We start from the raw sequence: 16,496 nt of genomic DNA, 5'->3' as shown, positions 1-16,496 counted from the left end.
ACCCGACGAGCTGGTCGGCTCCAACAGACGGCTCGGCGCCGCGGCGCGTCTGTGCCCCACGCCGACAGCTCCGGGCACAGCCAACGAGCACACATCCCAGAGGACCCGGCGAGTGTGACGACACACGACGCCGAACGCGACGCCGCGCAGCACATCGGCGGCACCCCGACGACCGAGTCCCGCCCCAGGGGATGACTCCGCGCCCCGCGACGGCAGACCGGCCACCGACAGGCACACACCCCGGAGGACCCGTCGACGGCACATGGGCGTCGCTCGGCGCGTCGGCGGACTCCACGGGCGTCGAAGGGCCGCCGGGAGCCATCCGAGCCGCACGCCGCCACCCGACGAGCTGGTCGGCTCCAACAGATGGCACGGCGGCGCGGCGCGTCCGCGCTCCGCGCCGACGACATCGGGCACATTCGGCCCCGGCGAACATGGCGGCACACCACGCCGAGCACGGCGCCGCCCAGCGCATCGACGCCGCCCGACGAGCAAGTCCACTCCAACGGACGGCCGCCCCGACGCGTCCCCGCTCCACACCGACAGCACCGGCGCGCCGAGCACACAACCCGGAGAACCCGGCGAGGGGGCGGCACACGATCCCGAACGCGGTGCCGCCTGGCGTGTAAGCGCCACTCCGACGAGCAAGTCCACTCCAGCGGACGGCACGGCCCCCTGCCGCATCCCCGCTCCACGTCGAGAGCATCGGCGTACCCAACACGCCGGCGGACTCCACGGCCGCCGAAACGCCGCGAGCCGCCACCCCGACGAGCGGTCCGGGCCCCACCGGCAACGGCGCCCCAACCCCGCACCGACACCTTCCACCCGCCCCAGTCCGACCCGAACGCAGCCCGCCCCGTGGCGGATCTGGCTCCGGGGGCGGTGCGGCTGTTTGATGAAGAGAGGTGTCGTCGCAGGTGGGCGGGGCCTCGGCAGTGTTTTGTCCGTGCCGGAGCTGTTGCGGCGCCGTTGGAAGGGGTCCTATGGCAGACGAGCGCGAGATGTCCCGTGCGGTCGACTTCCTGTACGAGGTCGGGCTGCTGAAGCGGTATAAGCGGACGGGTTGGCTCGTGGCGGGTGTTCCGGCGCCGGAGAGCATCGCCGACCATTCGCACCGCGCGGCGGTGGCGGCGGCGGTGATCGCGTCGGTGGAGGGCGCGGATCCGCAGCGGGCCGCGTTCCTGAGCCTGCTGCACGACAGCCAGGAGAGCCGCACCACCGATATCCCGCATGTCGGCAAGCGCTATGTGTCGACGGCTTCCCATGAGGAGGTCACCGCCGCGCAGACCGCGGGTCTGCCCTCGGCCCTGGCGGCGCTGGTGGCCGGGGCGGTGGCCGAGTACGAGGCGGACGTGACGCCCGAGGCGCAGTGCGCGCGGGACGCCGACAAGGTGGAGTGCCTGCTGCAGGCGGTGGAGTACCGGGAGCAGGGCACCGACACCCAGGCGTGGATCGACACCTCGCTGGCCGCGCTGCGCACCGCCACGGCGAAGCGGATCGCCGACACGGCGCTGCGCACCGGCTCGCTGGAGTGGATGCACCGCGCCCGCACCGGGGGCGGTGCGGGCTAGCCCGGACAGGCCGAGGCCCCCGCGGACGGGTGTCCGCGGGGGCCTCGGCTGAGGACCGGCCCGAGGGCTCAGTCCACGGTGGTGCTGTTGTTGAGGCGCTCCTCGACGGGGACGGCCTCGGGGACGGCGTCGGGCTTGGGGACGCCGCGGAAGGTGAACGACGCCTTGTCGCCGCTGCCCTCCACGTCGACGATGATGATCTGCCCGGCGCGCAGTTCGCCGAAGAGGATCTTCTCCGACAGGTTGTCCTCGATCTCGCGCTGGATGGTCCGGCGCAGCGGCCGGGCGCCCAGCAGCGGGTCGTAGCCGCGCTCGGCGAGCAGGGCCTTGGCCTTGGGCCGCAGCTCGATGCCCATGTCGCGGTCCTTGAGCCGCTCGTCGACCTTGGAGATCATCAGGTCGACGATCTGCACGATCTCCTTCTCGGTCAGCTGGTGGAAGACGATGACGTCGTCCACGCGGTTGAGGAACTCGGGCCGGAAGTGGCTCTTGAGCTCCTCGCTGACCTTGGCCTTCATCCGCTCGTAGTTGCCCTGGACGTCGTTCTCCTTGGCGAAGCCGAGGGCGACGCCCTTGGAGATGTCGCGGGTGCCCAGGTTGGTGGTCATGATGATGACGGTGTTCTTGAAGTCGACCACCCGGCCCTGGGCGTCGGTCAGGCGACCGTCCTCCAGGATCTGCAGCAGCGAGTTGAAGATGTCGGAGTGGGCCTTCTCGATCTCGTCGAAGAGCACGACCGAGAACGGCTTGCGCCGCACCTTCTCGGTGAGCTGGCCGCCCTCCTCGTAGCCGACGTAGCCGGGAGGCGAGCCGAACAGCCGGGAGACGGTGTGCTTCTCCATGAACTCGCTCATGTCGAGCTGGATCAGGGAGTCCTCGTCACCGAAGAGGAACTCGGCGAGGGTCTTGGACAGCTCCGTCTTCCCGACGCCGGACGGGCCCGCGAAGATGAACGAGCCGCCGGGGCGCTTGGGGTCCTTCAGACCGGCCCGGGTGCGGCGGATCGCCTGGGAGAGCGCCTTGATGGCGTCCTCCTGGCCGATGACCCGCTTGTGCAGCTCGTCCTCCATGCGGAGCAGCCGCTGGCTCTCCTCCTCGGTGAGCTTGAAGACGGGGATGCCGGTGGCGGTGGCCAGGACCTCGGCGATGAGCTCCTCGTCGACCTCGGCCACGACGTCCATGTCGCCGGCCTTCCACTCCTTCTCCCGCTGCGCCTTCTGCGCGAGGAGGGTCTTCTCCTTGTCGCGCAGCGAGGCCGCCTTCTCGAAGTCCTGCGCGTCGATCGCGGACTCCTTCTCCCTGCGCACCTCGGCGATCCGCTCGTCGTACTCGCGGAGGTCCGGCGGGGCGGTCATCCGGCGGATGCGCATCCGGGACCCGGCCTCGTCGATGAGGTCGATCGCCTTGTCGGGGAGGAACCGGTCGCTGATGTAGCGGTCGGCGAGCTGGGCGGCGGCGACCAGCGCGCTGTCGGTGATCGACACGCGGTGGTGCGCCTCGTAGCGGTCGCGCAGCCCCTTGAGGATCTCGATGGTGTGCTTGATGGTGGGCTCGGCGACCTGGATGGGCTGGAAGCGGCGCTCCAGCGCGGCGTCCTTCTCCAGGTGCTTGCGGTACTCGTCCAGGGTGGTGGCGCCGATGGTCTGCAGCTCGCCCCGGGCCAGCATGGGCTTGAGGATGGAGGCCGCGTCGATGGCGCCCTCGGCGGCGCCCGCGCCGACCAGGGTGTGCAGCTCGTCGATGAACAGGATGATGTCGCCGCGGGTGCGGATCTCCTTGAGCACCTTCTTCAGGCGCTCCTCGAAGTCGCCGCGGTAGCGGCTGCCCGCCACCAGTGCGCCGAGGTCGAGGGTGTAGAGCTGCTTGTCCTTGAGGGTCTCGGGCACCTCGCCCTTGACGATCTTCTGGGCCAGCCCTTCGACGACGGCGGTCTTGCCGACGCCGGGCTCGCCGATGAGGACGGGGTTGTTCTTGGTGCGGCGGGACAGCACCTGCATGACCCGCTCGATCTCCTTGTCCCGGCCGATGACCGGGTCGAGCTTGCTCTCGCGGGCGGCCTGGGTGAGGTTGCGGCCGAACTGGTCGAGGACCAGGGAGGTGGAGGGGGTGGACTCCGAGGAGCCGCCGGTGGTCTGCGCCTCCTTGCTGCCGGAGTAGCCGTGCAGCAGCTGGATCACCTGCTGGCGGACCCGGTTGAGGTCGGCGCCCAGCTTGACCAGGACCTGCGCGGCGACGCCCTCGCCCTCGCGGATGAGGCCGAGCAGGATGTGCTCGGTGCCGATGTAGTTGTGGCCGAGCTGCAGCGCCTCGCGCAGCGACAGCTCCAGCACCTTCTTGGCCCGGGGCGTGAAGGGGATGTGCCCCGACGGGGCCTGCTGGCCCTGGCCGATGATCTCCTCGACCTGCTGCCGGACCGCCTCGAGGCTGATCCCGAGGCTCTCCAGGGCCTTGGCGGCGACGCCTTCCCCCTCGTGGATGAGGCCGAGCAGGATGTGCTCCGTACCGATGTAGTTGTGGTTGAGCATCCTGGCTTCTTCCTGTGCCAGGACGACCACCCGACGGGCGCGGTCGGTGAACCTCTCGAACATCTCGTCGCTCCTCACAGAGCGGTCAGGCAGGGCCGGGATGTCCGGTCCTTACACTTGCCGCATTCCTGCCCCAGCCGTGGGGGCGTGTACGTCGACCCGTTGAGACTCGGATAAGACGTTCCCCACGCTAGGACCTTCATCCCCATCCAACTACCCATACGCCCGCCGGTGTTCCAAGTACGCCACGGGCGAACGCGCCGCGGAACGGGGCGGTGACGGATGTGCGCGCCGCGCACGCGTGGGGCGTGCGCCGATTCGCGGGGCGGCCGGTTCGGGGGTGCGCGGATGTTGCGCGCGGGGGCGTGCCCGGGGCGGCGGGCGCATGGCTGCCGAAACACATCGCGCCGCGACTCGGGGAGGGCTCCCTCTGTCGCGGCGCGATGCGTCGGATTTGCTCGGCGGCCGGGCGGCCGCCCTGGTGCGGGTCAAGCCGGCCGAGGGCCGTCCGCGCGCCCTCAGCGCTGAGCCGCCTCGAATTCCGCCACGATGGAGGCGGGAATCCGCCCCCGCTCATTGACCTTCTTGCCGGCCGCCTTGGCCCAGGCCCGAATCTCCGCGCTGCGTTCGCGGCTGGAAACCCCGCGCGGCCGGCGCCTGGCCCCCTTGGAGGGGGACTTCCGGGCCGCCTCGATAAACGGGTCGAGGGCGGACCGCAGCTTGGCGGCGTTATCTCCGCTGAGATCGATCTCATACACCGAACCGTCGAGCGCGAACGAGACGGTTTCCTCTGCAGTGCCGCCGTCGAGGTCGTCGACGAGCAGCACTTGCACCTTCTGCGCCATGGAAGACTGGCCTTTCAGCGATGCAATGGGGCAATTACAGGGTGAATATATACCCGACTGCTATCGATTGACAATTCGCCGCACGGACGAATTCGGGCGGCCGAGCGGCCGCGGGAGCCACATTGCGGTTACCGTCGGCCACTATTGGGCGACGGAGGAGGTCATGCGCCGCTGCCGACGGCGCGGCGGGGCGCGGTGCGCCCGGCCGCCCGTATGCGGCGCGCAATGACGCGAGCATGCTCCGCAGTCGGCGGACTTTTCTCATTTGGCGACGACGCGTGTATTGAACCACCTGGCCCGGGCTGTGTCACACAGCACACACCGGATCAGGCCGAAGTGTCAGTGCCTGCCCTGTCGGACCTGGCGGGGCCGGCCGCGCCGGGCGCCCGTCCTTTCGCACCGCCCGCGGAGCCGTCGCGGAGGTCGACGGCGCGGCCGTCGGTGGTGCGGGGCACCATCTCGGCGCGGACGAGCTTGTAGACGCCCCAGCAGAAGACGGCACCGACCACCGCCGGAGGCGTTAGCGCCGACAAAACGTCCCACATCGAACGCCACCTCTTCCTTCGCGATGAAAGTTCGCCTACAGCAAAAACCGGCCTGTGCGGTCCGGCACCATTCAGCCTACTGTCGTGCGCGTGCGTACCGCTCGCGGGTGCCGGGTGGCGGCTCCTTGCCGGTCGGCGCGCTTGCCGCCGACGGGTTCGGGCCGGCCGCGGCGAACACGGCAGGGTCCGCCATGAGCCGCCGAAAGCATTGGGTATGTCCTGGTTCGCGGCACAGGTTATCGTCATCGGGCCGGTGGCGGGCGCGTCGCCTTAGCGGGGATGGTCATTCCCGGGCCGGATTCCTGCGGCCGCCACTTCTCCGTAGATCCGTTTCGCCGCCGTCCCCGGCAAAGGGGCGCCGCGCCCGACGCGGATGGTGCGAGCCGGCCCGCCCAGGTGCACCGGATAGTTCTGGAGCGTCCCGTTCTGTTGCACAACGTGCACACCTCTGGGGCAGTTCGGGGGGCACTTGGACGATTGCGGCGGCAATCCGCCGCACCGTTGTGCCGGATCTTCCCGCCAAAGCGCCTTGCGATCTGCCGTCGGACCGCCCAACCGGGCGTTTTCACCCGCCGGAGTCCGGCGATTGCCGCTCGGAGTGGCCTTAGAGGGCTTCGTCGGTACCCGCTAGATAAAGAATCATTCGGGTGTTGCCGAGGGTGTTCGGCTTCACCCGGTCCAGATCGAGGAATTCGGCCACGCCTTCGTCGTAGGAGCGCAGCAGCTCCGCGTAGACGTCGGGAGAAACAGGCGCGCCCTGGAGGGTGGTGAAGCCGTGGCGGGCGAAGAAGGCCACTTCGAAGGTCAGGCAGAACACGCGGCGCACGCCGAGCTCGGCGGCGACCGACAGCAGCCGCCGCACGATCCGGTGGCCGATCCCGCGCCCGCGCATGGCGGGGTCCACCGCGACGGTGCGCACCTCGGCGAGGTCCTCCCACAGGACGTGCAGGGCGCCGCAGCCGACGACGCGGCCGGCTCCGGGCGCGTCGCCGCCGTCCGCGCCGAGGACGGCGACCCAGAACTCCTGGACGTCCTCGTAGAGGGTGACGGTGTCCTTGGTGAGCACCCGGCGGTCGTCGGCGTAGGCGTCGACGAGGCGGCGGATGCCGGCGACGTCGGCGGTCCTGGCCCGCCTGATGGTGACCTGCTGCTCCATAGTGCGGCCGAGCCTACCCACGGGGGGCGGGCGGCCCGCCGGCCGCGGCCGGCTTCCCCGGGGCGGCGCAGATCACTCCCCGGGGCGGCTGGCCGCACCCGGTCAGCGCGGCGCTCGCCACATCGGCGCGCCGCGACCGACAGTGAGGCGGCGGGCGGCCGCGACGTGCGGATATCGGTGCGCCGGGCTCAGACCGGCCCTTTTGGACGCAAAGATCATTACCGAGGGTGATCATCCGGTCCGAAACGGCAGCGCTCCCATTCGCCCCGCTGTCCACAAACGGCAACGGGAAGCACTGCGGCTCGGGCGGTGCGGCCGCCGCGCGGTTGGCATCGCCGGAATCTTGCCGTAATCTGCATCGCTGTTGCGGTCTGTTATGTCCCTGGTGATCTTCCGGTCCCAAATACCGGTTTCGTCCAGGCTGACGGGCGGCCGCAGCCCGCCGAATCCGATGCTCGCGCGGTGCCTGGCACCCGGTCGACCGACCGGAGGCCGGTCCGGGCGGCAGCGGAGCCGGGGACCCACCAATCCCCGGGGTGAATCCGCCACGGCCGGGCGCACGGGACGGCGGTCCCGGGCGGCCGGGCCACGGTGGTAGGGCCTTCTCCCGGCCCGAACCCGTCAGCTAACCCGGTAGGCGGCCGAGGAGAGGAGTGAGATCCGAGTGGAGCGTGCGCGCGCCGCGGTGGACACCTCCGCCCGACCCGGGCGTGAGCCGTGTCCCGCCTTCGCGCGCCCTGACGGCGGACCCTCCCGCGCCACGCGCGTATCCGACGGCTTCCGCGGCGGCGCTCAGAGCGCCGTACCGGGCCCCGGGCACACCGACGCTCCCGCCGTGCCGGGGGGAGGCTCCCGGGCCGGACACGACACGGCTCCGCGGCGCGTACGGCCCGGCCGGTCGGCCGGCGGACCGTCGCACGCGTCGCGGAGCGATGGCGTTCCTGCTTCGGTCGGCGGGTCGGGCCCTGGGGCCGACCGCCGCGACGGGGGTGTGCTACTGCTGCCGGGGAGCCGCAGGGGGCGTGCGGACGCGCCGCGGGGGGCCGACTCGGCGGCGGTCGACGCTGACACTGCCGCCTCGGGGGTCGTCGCGGTCGCGGCCCGCTGCTTTCCGGGCCGCCCTGCGGATCAGATGAGCTGGCGGCGCGCCGCCCACACCACGGCCTCGATCGGCGTGTTCACGCCCAGCCGATCGCAGATGGCCCGGAGCCGCCGACGGAGCGTACGGGCACTGAGCTCAAGCCGCCGCGCGGCGACGTCGGCGGTGACGCCGCTGGCGATCTCGGCCAGCAGCTTGAGATCATCCCCGTTCAACGTCAGGTCCTCCAGGGTGTGGCGTACGAGTGTCGCCTGTTCCACTCCGTCCCTCCTCTTCCGAGATGACCGCGGAAAGTCAGTGGGCAGCCGCACGGGTGGGGCGTTGCCAGGGGAAACCCACTCATCACTCGGACGCGGCGGGGTCGGTTCAGGTTGCGAGCGATTCACCAGATTGGGGCGGTATCTGGAGACGACCTGATCAGACGGGGCAGCCGCGCCCCCGAAGAATTCCGCAGAGGTGTCCGCGCGGTCCGGGACGGACGGACCGCCGCTTCTCGAGCGCGCCAGGGAACGGGTCATGTCATCTGGCCCTTCTCCCATCCCCTGCCGAGCACGAGCGTCGCGGCGAATTCATGCCGGCCGCGGCCTGTGCGCGGCCGCCGTCGGGGGCGGGTCGGCCTGGCCGGCCGCTCGATCCCATCGGTGTCCGCACCGCATGCCGGCCAGGCCGTAGGGCCTGCTCCGAAATGGATTAGAGATTCGCTACGGTCCGGAACGCTAAGCGGCCGGACAGGAGTCGTCAAGCCACAATTGATCACCATTAGTAGCGATGTGGCTATAGAGAGTGATAACACCTCTCTCCCGGCGGCCGGAACAGGCCATTGACCAGCGTCTTCACCGACCCCGGGGTGACCCGCGGCCCGGCGCCGGATAATTTCGCCGACCGGGCCGGCGGCCCGGCCGACCGCCGCCCTGTACTGCGAAGACACCGTCCGGACCCACCGGTACCGAATTGAAACGTGGCGTAGGCCACATTCATTCGGACACGCCGTCGTCACCCGACCGGAAAACGGGCCACCAGCGGCGCCGGTCCAGTTCACAGCCTCGGCCGCCGGCACCCGCGGGTGCCGGCGGCCGAGGGGACCGCGTCTCAGGCGGGCTTCACCAAGGGGAAGAGGATGGTGTCGCGGATGTTACGCCCCGTGAAGGCCATCAGCAGCCGGTCGACGCCCATGCCCATGCCGCCCGAGGGCGGCATGCCGTACTCCAGCGCGCGCAGGAAGTCGTCGTCGAGCTGCATGGCCTCGGCGTCGCCGCCGGCCGCCAGCAGCGACTGCTCGGTGAGGCGGCGCCGCTGCTCGACCGGGTCGACCAGTTCGGAGTAGCCGGTGCCCAGCTCCATGCCGAAGCCGATGAGGTCCCACTTCTCGGTGAGCTGCGGTTCGGTGCGGTGGGCGCGGGTGAGCGGGCTGGTCTCGACGGGGAAGTCGCGGACGAAGGTGGGGCGGACGAGGGTGTGCTCCACCAGCGCCTCGAACAGCTCCTCGACCAGCTTGCCGGGCCCCCAGGCCGGGTTCACCGCCAGCCCGCGGCCCTCGGCGTGCTTGACGAGGTCCTCGCGGGGGGTGGCGGGGGTGATCTCCTCGCCCAGCGCCTGCGACACCGAGCCGTAGAGGGTGACCGAGGGCCACTCGCCGCCGATGTCGACCTCCTCGCCGCGGTGGACCACGGTCGTGCCGCCCAGCGCCTCCCGGGCGGCCTCCTGGATCAGCTCGCGCACCAGCACGCCGACGGTGTCGTAGCTGCCGTAGGCCTCGTAGGCCTCCAGCATGGTGAACTCGGGGTTGTGGGTGGCGTCGGCGCCTTCGTTGCGGAAGTTGCGGTTGATCTCGAAGACCTTCTCCACCCCGCCCACCACGAGCCGCTTGAGGAACAGCTCCGGGGCGATGCGCAGGTAGAGGTCGAGGTCGTAGGCGTTGATGTGGGTGGTGAAGGGGCGCGCGGTGGCGCCGCCGTGCACCTGCTGGAGCATCGGGGTCTCGACCTCGGTGTACCCGCGGCGGTGCATGGACTCCCGCAGCGCGCGCACGACGGTGCTGCGGAAGCGCAGCATGTCGCGGGCCTCGGGGTTGACGATGAGGTCGACGTAGCGCTGCCGGACCCGGGCCTCGGGGTCGGTGAGGCCCTTGTGCTTGTCGGGCAGCGGGCGCAGGCACTTGGCGGTGAGCGTCCAGCTCTCGGCCATGATGGACAGCTCGCCGCGCCGGGAGGCGACCACCTCGCCTTCGACGCCGACGTGGTCGCCGAGGTCGACGTCGGCCTTCCAGGCGGCCAGCCGCTCCTCGCCGACCCTGTCCAGGGAGAGCATCACCTGGATCTCGCCGGAGCCGTCGCGGACGGTGGCGAAGCACAGCTTGCCGCCGGTGCGCGACAGGATGACCCGCCCGGCGACGGAGACGCGCTCGCCGGTGGCGGCGCCGGGCTCCAGGCCGGGGTGTTTGGCGCGGATCCCGCCCAGGGTGTCGGTGCGGGGGAAGACGACCGGGTAGGGGTCGACGCCGGCGGCGCGCAGGCGGTCGAGCTTCTCGCGCCGCACGCGCATCTGCTCGGGGAGGTCGTCGTAGCTGTCGCTGGTGGGATCGGGCTGGGCGTTCACACGCCGAGACTACCGGGCACCGGCGTGCGCACGGGCTGCGGCGCGGGAGGGGCTCACACCTGGGTGGTGTTGCGTTCGAAGATGAGCTTGAGCCCGATCAGGGTGAGCCAGGGCTCGTGCACGTCGATGCTCTCGGCCTCGTCGACCACCAGGGGGGCGAGCCCGCCGGTGGCGATGGTGGTGAGTTCGGCGGTGTCGTGGGCGAGGGCCCGGGCCATCCGGTCGACGATGCCGTCGACCTGGCCGGCGAAGCCGTAGACGATGCCGGAGCGCAGCGCTTCGACGGTGTTCTTGGCGATGACCTGGCGGGGCCGGACGATCTCGACCTTGTGCAGCTGGGCGCCGCGCCGCGACAGGGCGTCGACGGAGATCTCGATGCCGGGCGCGATGGCGCCGCCGACGTACTCGCCCTTGGCGCTGATGGCGTCGAAGGTGGTGGCGGTGCCGAAGTCGACCACGACGCAGGGCCCGCCGAACAGGTGGACGGCGGCCAGCGCGTTGGCGATGCGGTCGCTGCCGACCTCCTTGGGGTTGTCCATCCGCACCGGCACCCCGGTCTTGACGCCGGGTTCGACGATGACGGCGGGCAGGTCGCCGTAGTAGCGGCGGAACATCTCGCGCATCTGGTGCAGCACCGAGGGGACGGTGGCGCACAGCGCGATGCCGGAGATGTCGGAGCCGCGCATGACGGCGCTGTGCGCGAGCAGGCCGTGCAGCACGATGGCGAGCTCGTCGGCGGTGCGGCGGGCGTCGGTGGCGACCCGCCAGTGCTCCACGATGTCGTCGCCCGCGAACACGCCGAAGACGGTGTCGGAGTTGCCGACATCGATGGTGAGGAGCATCAGGTCTCCGCTCTCCCGGTGCCGTCCGGCCCGGGGTGGCCGGCGGGCAGCAGGTCCAACGCGATATCGAGCGCGGGCGCGGAGTGCGTCAGCGCACCGACAGCAAGGTAGTCCACTCCGGTCGCGGCGACGTCGCGCGCCGAGGCGAGGTCGAGTCCGCCGCTGGCCTCCAGACGGGCCCGGCCGGCCACGAGGGCGACCGCTTCGGCGAGGCGGGGGACGGTGAAGTTGTCGAGCAGGATCTCCTCGGCTCCGGCGGCGAGGGCGGGTTCGATCTGGTCGATCCGGTCGACCTCGACCTCCAGGGGCAGGCCGGGGTGGGCGGCGCGCACGGCGCGGACGGCCTCGGCGACCCCGCCGGCGGCGACCACGTGGTTGTCCTTGATCAGGGCGGCGTCGGCGAGGCTGTAGCGGTGGTTGACGCCGCCGCCGCACCGGACCGCGTACTTGTCCAGGGCGCGCAGCCCGGGGATGGTCTTGCGGGAGTCGCGCAGCCGGGCGCCGGTTCCGTCGATGGCGTCGGCCCAGCGGCGGGTGAGGGTGGCCACCCCGGACATGCGGGTGAGGAAGTTCAGCGCGGTGCGCTCGGCGGTGAGCAGGTCGCGGGTGCGGCCGCGCACGGTCATCAGCACCTGGCCGGCCTTGACGCGCTCTCCGTCGGCGGTGTGCCGCTCGGTGAGGACGGCGCCGCGGGCGACCTGGTGGAAGACGGCCTCGGCCACGGGCAGTCCGGCGAGGACGCCGGCGCGGCGGGCCACCACGTGGGCGGTGGCGAGCTGGTCGGCGGGGACGGTGGCGGCGCTGGTGGCGTCGATGCGCTCGGGGCCGCCGTCGAGGTCCTCGCCGAGGGCGGCGGCGACCAGGTCGCCGAGGGCGGGGCGGCCGTGGGGGCGGCTCCAGGGGATGCCGGCGGCGGCGAGTTCGGCCAGCAGGGCGCCGGACTGGCCGCCGTGCAGGGGGACGGGGCGGGGGCCGTCGGGGCTGAGGCGGAACTCGGCGCGGGCGGCTTCGACGGGTCCGGTGGGGCCGTCCTCGCGCCAGTGGGTGCCGGCGCCGGCGGGGCGGGCGAGCGCGGCGAGGGCGACCATCCGGGCGACCTGGAGCAGGTTGGTGGCCTGCCAGGCGTCGAGGCCGGGGGCGGGCGCGGGGCGGGCGGCCAGATCGTCGAGGGTGTCGAGGGCGGCCTGGAGGTCGGGGCCGCGGCGGACCACGCCGGCGCGGGCGGACATGGCGGCGCGCAGTTCGGGGACGGTGCCGGGGTCGGCGAGCACGGGTGTGCGGGGGTCGGGTGCGGGTTCGGCGGCGTCGGGGAGTCCGGCGGCGAGGTCGGCGGCGATGCGGTGCGCGAAGACGACGCCTTCCAGCAGCGAGTTGGAGGCGAGCCGGTTGGCGCCGTGCACGCCGGTGCAGGCGACCTCGCCGACGGCGTAGAGGCCGGGGACGGTGGTGCGGCCGCGCAGGTCGGTGTGGACACCGCCGGAGGCGTAGTGGGCGGCGGGGGTGACCGGGATGAGCTGGGTGACGGGGTCGATGCCGTGGGCGCGGCAGGTGGCGAGGATGGTGGGGAAGCGCGCCTCCCACTTGGCGGCGCCGAAGTGGCGGGCGTCGAGGTACACGTGGTCGGTGCCGGTGTCGCGCATGGCGCGGCTGATGGCCTTGGCGACCGCGTCGCGGGGGGCGAGGTCGGCGAGTTCGTGGGCGCCGGCCATGAAGCGGCGACCGCGGGCGTCGACGAGGAAGGCGCCTTCGCCGCGGACGGCCTCCGACACCAGGGGCTGCTGGCCGCGTGCGTCGGGGCCCAGCCACAGCACGGTGGGGTGGAACTGGACGAACTCCAGGTCGCGGACCGCGGCGCCGGCGCGCAGGGCGAGGGCGAGGCCGTCGCCGGTGGACACGTCGGGGTTGGTGGTGGCGGCGTAGATCTGGCCCATGCCGCCGGTGGCGAGGACCACGGCGCGGGCGCGGACGGCGCCGACCCCGTCGGGGCGGCCTTCGCCCATGACGTGCAGGGTCATCCCGGCGGCGGAGCCGTCGGCGGCGAGGAGGGCGTCGAGGGCGAGGGCGTGCTTGATGACCTCGATGCCGGGGTCGGCGCGGACGGCGTCGATGAGGGCGCGTTCGATCTCGGCGCCGGTGGCGTCGCCGCCGGCGTGGGCGATGCGGTCGGCGCGGTGGCCGCCCTCGCGGGTGAGGGCGATGCCGCCGGCGCGGTCGCGGTCGAAGCCGGTGCCGCGCTCGATGAGCCAGCGGACGGCGGCGGGCCCCTCGGTGACCAGGGCGCGGACCGCGTCGGGGTCGTTGAAGTGGGAGCCGGCCGCGAGGGTGTCGGCGAGGTGGGCGAGCGGGGTGTCCAGCGGGTGGAGGGCGGCGGCGATGCCGCCCTGGGCCCAGCGGGTGGAGCCGTTGTCGAGCACGTCCTTGGTGACCAGCAGCAGCCGCAGGCCGGGGGCGAGTTCGCGCAGCCGCAGCGCGGTGGCGAGCCCGGCGATGCCGGAGCCGACGACCAGCACGTCGGTGTGCACGGTCCAGCCCGGCCGGTCGGCGCGCAGCCGCGGCAGCGCGGCGGCGGCGCTCATCGGGCGCTGCCCGGGGCGTGGCGCCGGGCGCTCCCGGCCCGGCCCGGGTTTTCCACAGGGCGGCGTGCGGACGGCGGATTTGTCCACAGGGCCGCTCCGGGGATGGCGCGGGGGGCGGCGGGGGCGGAAGAATTGAGGGGAGGGTGGCCCCCTGGGCGGGCGGGGCATCTACCTCGACGGCTCTGCTCCAGCCCGTTCGGCGGGCGGCGGGCGGCGGTCATCGCTGGTGCACCAGGTCGCCGCGGGCGGTGCTGCCGTCGGGGGTGGCGGCGGCCGGGTCGTGGTCGAGGGCGACGACGCGGTTGTCGCGGTCCACGTGCACCACGCTGGGACGCAGGGTGCGGGCCTCGGCGTCGCTGACCTGGGCGTAGCTGATGATGATGACGAGGTCGCCGGGCTGCACCAGCCGGGCGGCGGCCCCGTTGATGCCGATCACCCCGGTGCCGCGGGGGCCCGCGATGACGTAGGTCTCCAGCCGGGCGCCGTTGTCGATGTCGACTATGTGCACCTGCTCGCCGGGGAGCAGGTCGGCCGCATCCATCAGGTCCTGGTCGATGGTGAGCGAGCCGACGTAGTGCAGGTCGGCCTGGGTGACCGTGGCCCGGTGGATCTTGGACTTGAACATGGTGCGGAACATGGCCGGCTCCTAGGTGCGACGGGGAGGCTCAGAGCACGAGGTGGATGTTGTCGATGAGTCGGGTGGCCCCGACCCGCGCGGCGACCGCCAGGATCGCGGCGCCGCCGTGCGCGGAGCCGCCGGGGATCTCGGCGAAGGTGTCCGGGTCGACCAGGGTCAGGTAGTCGACGTGCAGCGGCGGGTCGGCGGTCTCGGCCTCCCGCAGCACGGTCCGGGCCGCCGCCAGCGGCCGGTCGGGACCGCCGCCGTCGGCGGCGTCGCGTGCCGCGAACAGGGCGGCCGACAGGGCCAGCGCCGTGGTGCGCTCGGCCGGCGACAGGTAGACGTTGCGGCTGGAGACGGCGAGGCCGTCGGGGTCGCGCAGGGTGGGCGCGCCGACGATCCGCACGGGCAGCGCCAGGTCGCGCACCATCCGCCGCACCAGCGCCAGCTGCTGGGCGTCCTTCTCCCCGAAGACGGCGGTGTCGGGGCGCACCATGTTGAGCAGCTTGGCGACCACGGTCAGCACGCCGTCGAAGAAGCCGGGGCGGAACTCGCCTTCGAGCACGCCGCCCATCGGCCCGGGGTTCACCGTGACGACCTGCGGCGCCGGGTACATCTCGGCGGTGCTGGGCGCGAAGACGGCGCGCACCCCCTCGGCGGCGCAGACCTCCAGGTCGGCGTCGAAGGTGCGGGGGTAGCGCTCGTAGTCCTCGTTCGGCCCGAACTGGAGCGGGTTGACGAAGATGCTGGCCACGACCGTGTCGGCGTGCTCGGCGGCCAGCCGGAACAGGGAGCGGTGCCCCTCGTGCAGCGCCCCCATGGTGGGCACGAGGGCGACGGTGCCGAGGTGCGGGCGCAGCTCGGCGAGTTCCCGGCGCGTCTCCACAATCGTGGGAACACCGCCGGTACGAGGCTCATTCCGGCTGTCCACGGCGGTCCTCCCTGCCGGGTGCGGGTCCGTTGAGGACGGCGAGCAGCGCTTCGGCCTGGTCGGGTTTGAGCAGGCCGGAGTCCAGGGCGCGCACCGCGGTGAGCCGCGCCAGCGACCGGTAGGCGGCGAGCGCCTCGTCGGACACGGCGGCCAGCTCTTCCAGGTGCCGGGCGACGGTTCCGGCGTCGCCGCGCACCACGGGGCCGCTCAGCCCGGCGGTGCCCAGCCGCAGGCCGTTGTCGAGGGCGGCGCCGAGCAGCGGGCCGAGCATCCGGCCGGGGTGCTCCACCCCGGCGGCGCCGAGCAGCTGCGCGGATTCGGCGACCAGGGTGACCAGGTGGTTGGCGGCGCCGGCCAGGGCGGCGTGGTAGAGGCCGCGCCGTTCCTCGGGGATCCAGACGGGTTCGCCGCCCATCTCCACGACCAGGGCCTCGGCGATGGGGCGCAGCCGGTCGGGCGATGTGACGCCGAAGCTGCAGCTGGCCAGCCTGCTGAGGTCTTCGTCGCGGCCGGTGAAGGTCATGACGGGGTGCAGGGCGAGCGGGAGGGCGCCGGCGCGCAGCAGCGGGTCGAGCACGGTGTGGCCGTAGCGGCCGCTGGTGTGGGCGACGAGGGTGCCTTCGGCGTCGGCGAGTTCGGCCAGGCCGGCGGCGAGCGCGGGCAGGGCGTCGTCGGGGACGCTGAGCAGCACGAGGTCGCAGTCGGCGACGACCTGCGGGGGCTCGGCGACGCGGGCGCCGGGCAGCCGGGCGGCGATGCGCCGGCGGGAGGCGTCGGAGACGCCGGAGGCGGCGGTGACGTCATGGCCGGCGCGGCTGAGCGCGGCGCCCAGCACGGAGCCGACTCGGCCCGCGCCGACGACGCCCACCCGGAGCCGAGCCGGGCGCTCACGCACGGGTAGTTCTTCCACGGAGTTCCCTCTGCCGTTCCAGTCCTCTTCGGGTACCGGACGTACCGGCTCAGGTTACCCGGGGGTGTCGTCGGCGGCTCACGCCAGGGTGGTGAGAGGGGTCACCGGGCGGGGCTGGGGGCGTGGCGGCCGGTGCCGCGCGGCGGGTGTGTCGCGGCCGCCTTCACGGGCGGTGCCGTGGCGGCCTGCGGTTTCGGCGGCGGGCGGCCCGGCCGCGGCGGGGCCGGTCGAGGGCCTCTCGCGTGCTCCGGTGGGCCGCGCCGTGTTACCCGCTGTTGACAA

At 72.8% G+C, this 16,496-nt stretch carries 11 protein-coding genes and 1 riboswitch; of the genes, 1 reads left to right on the top strand and 10 read right to left on the bottom strand.

The features are described 5' to 3' along the window. Window positions 1–983 precede the first annotated feature (983 nt). A complete protein-coding gene (locus CLV72_RS12085; protein ID WP_106244740.1) occupies window positions 984–1,571 on the top strand; it encodes an HD domain-containing protein in 588 nt (195 codons plus the stop codon). Between the two features lie 68 nt (window positions 1,572–1,639). Here CLV72_RS12085 and CLV72_RS12080 read toward each other — a convergent pair whose 3' ends face one another. The 10 genes from CLV72_RS12080 to CLV72_RS12030 all read right to left on the bottom strand — a co-directional run bounded on the left by CLV72_RS12080 (window position 1,640) and on the right by CLV72_RS12030 (window position 16,214). Further along, a complete protein-coding gene (locus CLV72_RS12080) occupies window positions 1,640–4,159 on the bottom strand; it encodes an ATP-dependent Clp protease ATP-binding subunit (RefSeq protein ID WP_106244738.1) in 2,520 nt (839 codons plus the stop codon). A gap of 455 nt (window positions 4,160–4,614) precedes the next feature. Next, entirely contained in the window at window positions 4,615–4,941 is a 327-nt protein-coding gene (locus CLV72_RS12075) for a histone-like nucleoid-structuring protein Lsr2 (RefSeq protein WP_106244735.1), read from the bottom strand. A gap of 1,149 nt (window positions 4,942–6,090) precedes the next feature. Beyond that, complete coding sequence (locus tag CLV72_RS12065) at window positions 6,091–6,642, bottom strand: amino-acid N-acetyltransferase (protein WP_106244731.1); 552 nt, start codon at window positions 6,640–6,642, stop codon at window positions 6,091–6,093. A gap of 480 nt (window positions 6,643–7,122) precedes the next feature. Next, window positions 7,123–7,298: riboswitch (cyclic di-AMP (ydaO/yuaA leader) on the top strand. Window positions 7,299–7,770: 472 nt separating this feature from the next. Next, window positions 7,771–8,001, bottom strand: coding sequence for a LuxR family transcriptional regulator (locus CLV72_RS12060; protein WP_106244728.1), 231 nt, complete (start codon window positions 7,999–8,001; stop codon window positions 7,771–7,773). A gap of 829 nt (window positions 8,002–8,830) precedes the next feature. After that, window positions 8,831–10,282: a bifunctional lysylphosphatidylglycerol synthetase/lysine--tRNA ligase LysX gene (lysX, locus tag CLV72_RS12055; RefSeq protein ID WP_106245468.1), complete on the bottom strand. Its 1,452-nt coding sequence runs from the start codon at window positions 10,280–10,282 to the stop codon at window positions 8,831–8,833. A gap of 107 nt (window positions 10,283–10,389) precedes the next feature. Beyond that, window positions 10,390–11,178 carry a type III pantothenate kinase gene (locus tag CLV72_RS12050; protein ID WP_106244725.1) on the bottom strand — a complete coding sequence of 263 codons (789 nt, stop codon included), beginning with the start codon at window positions 11,176–11,178 and terminating at the stop codon, window positions 10,390–10,392. After that, entirely contained in the window at window positions 11,178–13,754 is a 2,577-nt protein-coding gene (locus CLV72_RS12045) for an L-aspartate oxidase (protein ID WP_106244722.1), read from the bottom strand. The genes CLV72_RS12050 and CLV72_RS12045 overlap by 1 nt, the downstream gene beginning before the upstream one ends. 217 nt (window positions 13,755–13,971) lie before the next feature. Next, the gene (gene panD / locus CLV72_RS12040; protein ID WP_106244719.1) at window positions 13,972–14,391 is read right to left on the bottom strand and encodes an aspartate 1-decarboxylase; all 420 of its coding nucleotides are present in this window, start codon (window positions 14,389–14,391) and stop codon (window positions 13,972–13,974) included. 28 nt (window positions 14,392–14,419) lie between these two features. Then, entirely contained in the window at window positions 14,420–15,262 is an 843-nt protein-coding gene (gene panC, locus CLV72_RS12035) for a pantoate--beta-alanine ligase (RefSeq protein WP_106245466.1), read from the bottom strand. A gap of 25 nt (window positions 15,263–15,287) precedes the next feature. Continuing rightward, window positions 15,288–16,214: a Rossmann-like and DUF2520 domain-containing protein gene (locus tag CLV72_RS12030; RefSeq protein WP_211302831.1), complete on the bottom strand. Its 927-nt coding sequence runs from the start codon at window positions 16,212–16,214 to the stop codon at window positions 15,288–15,290. Window positions 16,215–16,496: the final 282 nt, after the last annotated feature.

The organism is Allonocardiopsis opalescens (genome assembly GCF_003002095.1).
Taxonomy (GTDB): Bacteria; Actinomycetota; Actinomycetes; order Streptosporangiales; family Streptosporangiaceae; genus Allonocardiopsis; species Allonocardiopsis opalescens.
The sequence above is the reverse complement of the archived record's forward strand: the minus strand, read 5'-3'. Positions and strand labels throughout refer to the sequence as shown.

Bases quoted from the DNA above. Each gene is read 5' to 3' on its own strand.
- lysX (WP_106245468.1), bottom strand. From the start codon at position 10,282: ATGCGCGTGCGGCGCGAGAAGCTCGACCGCCTGCGCGCCGCCGGCGTC.
- CLV72_RS12080 (WP_106244738.1), bottom strand. From the start codon at position 4,159: ATGTTCGAGAGGTTCACCGACCGCGCCCGTCGGGTGGTCGTCCTGGCA.
- CLV72_RS12065 (WP_106244731.1), bottom strand. From the start codon at position 6,642: ATGGAGCAGCAGGTCACCATCAGGCGGGCCAGGACCGCCGACGTCGCC.
- CLV72_RS12045 (WP_106244722.1), bottom strand. From the start codon at position 13,754: ATGAGCGCCGCCGCCGCGCTGCCGCGGCTGCGCGCCGACCGGCCGGGC.
- CLV72_RS12085 (WP_106244740.1), top strand. From the start codon at position 984: ATGGCAGACGAGCGCGAGATGTCCCGTGCGGTCGACTTCCTGTACGAG.
- CLV72_RS12050 (WP_106244725.1), bottom strand. From the start codon at position 11,178: ATGCTCCTCACCATCGATGTCGGCAACTCCGACACCGTCTTCGGCGTG.
- CLV72_RS12075 (WP_106244735.1), bottom strand. From the start codon at position 4,941: ATGGCGCAGAAGGTGCAAGTGCTGCTCGTCGACGACCTCGACGGCGGC.
- panD (WP_106244719.1), bottom strand. From the start codon at position 14,391: ATGTTCCGCACCATGTTCAAGTCCAAGATCCACCGGGCCACGGTCACC.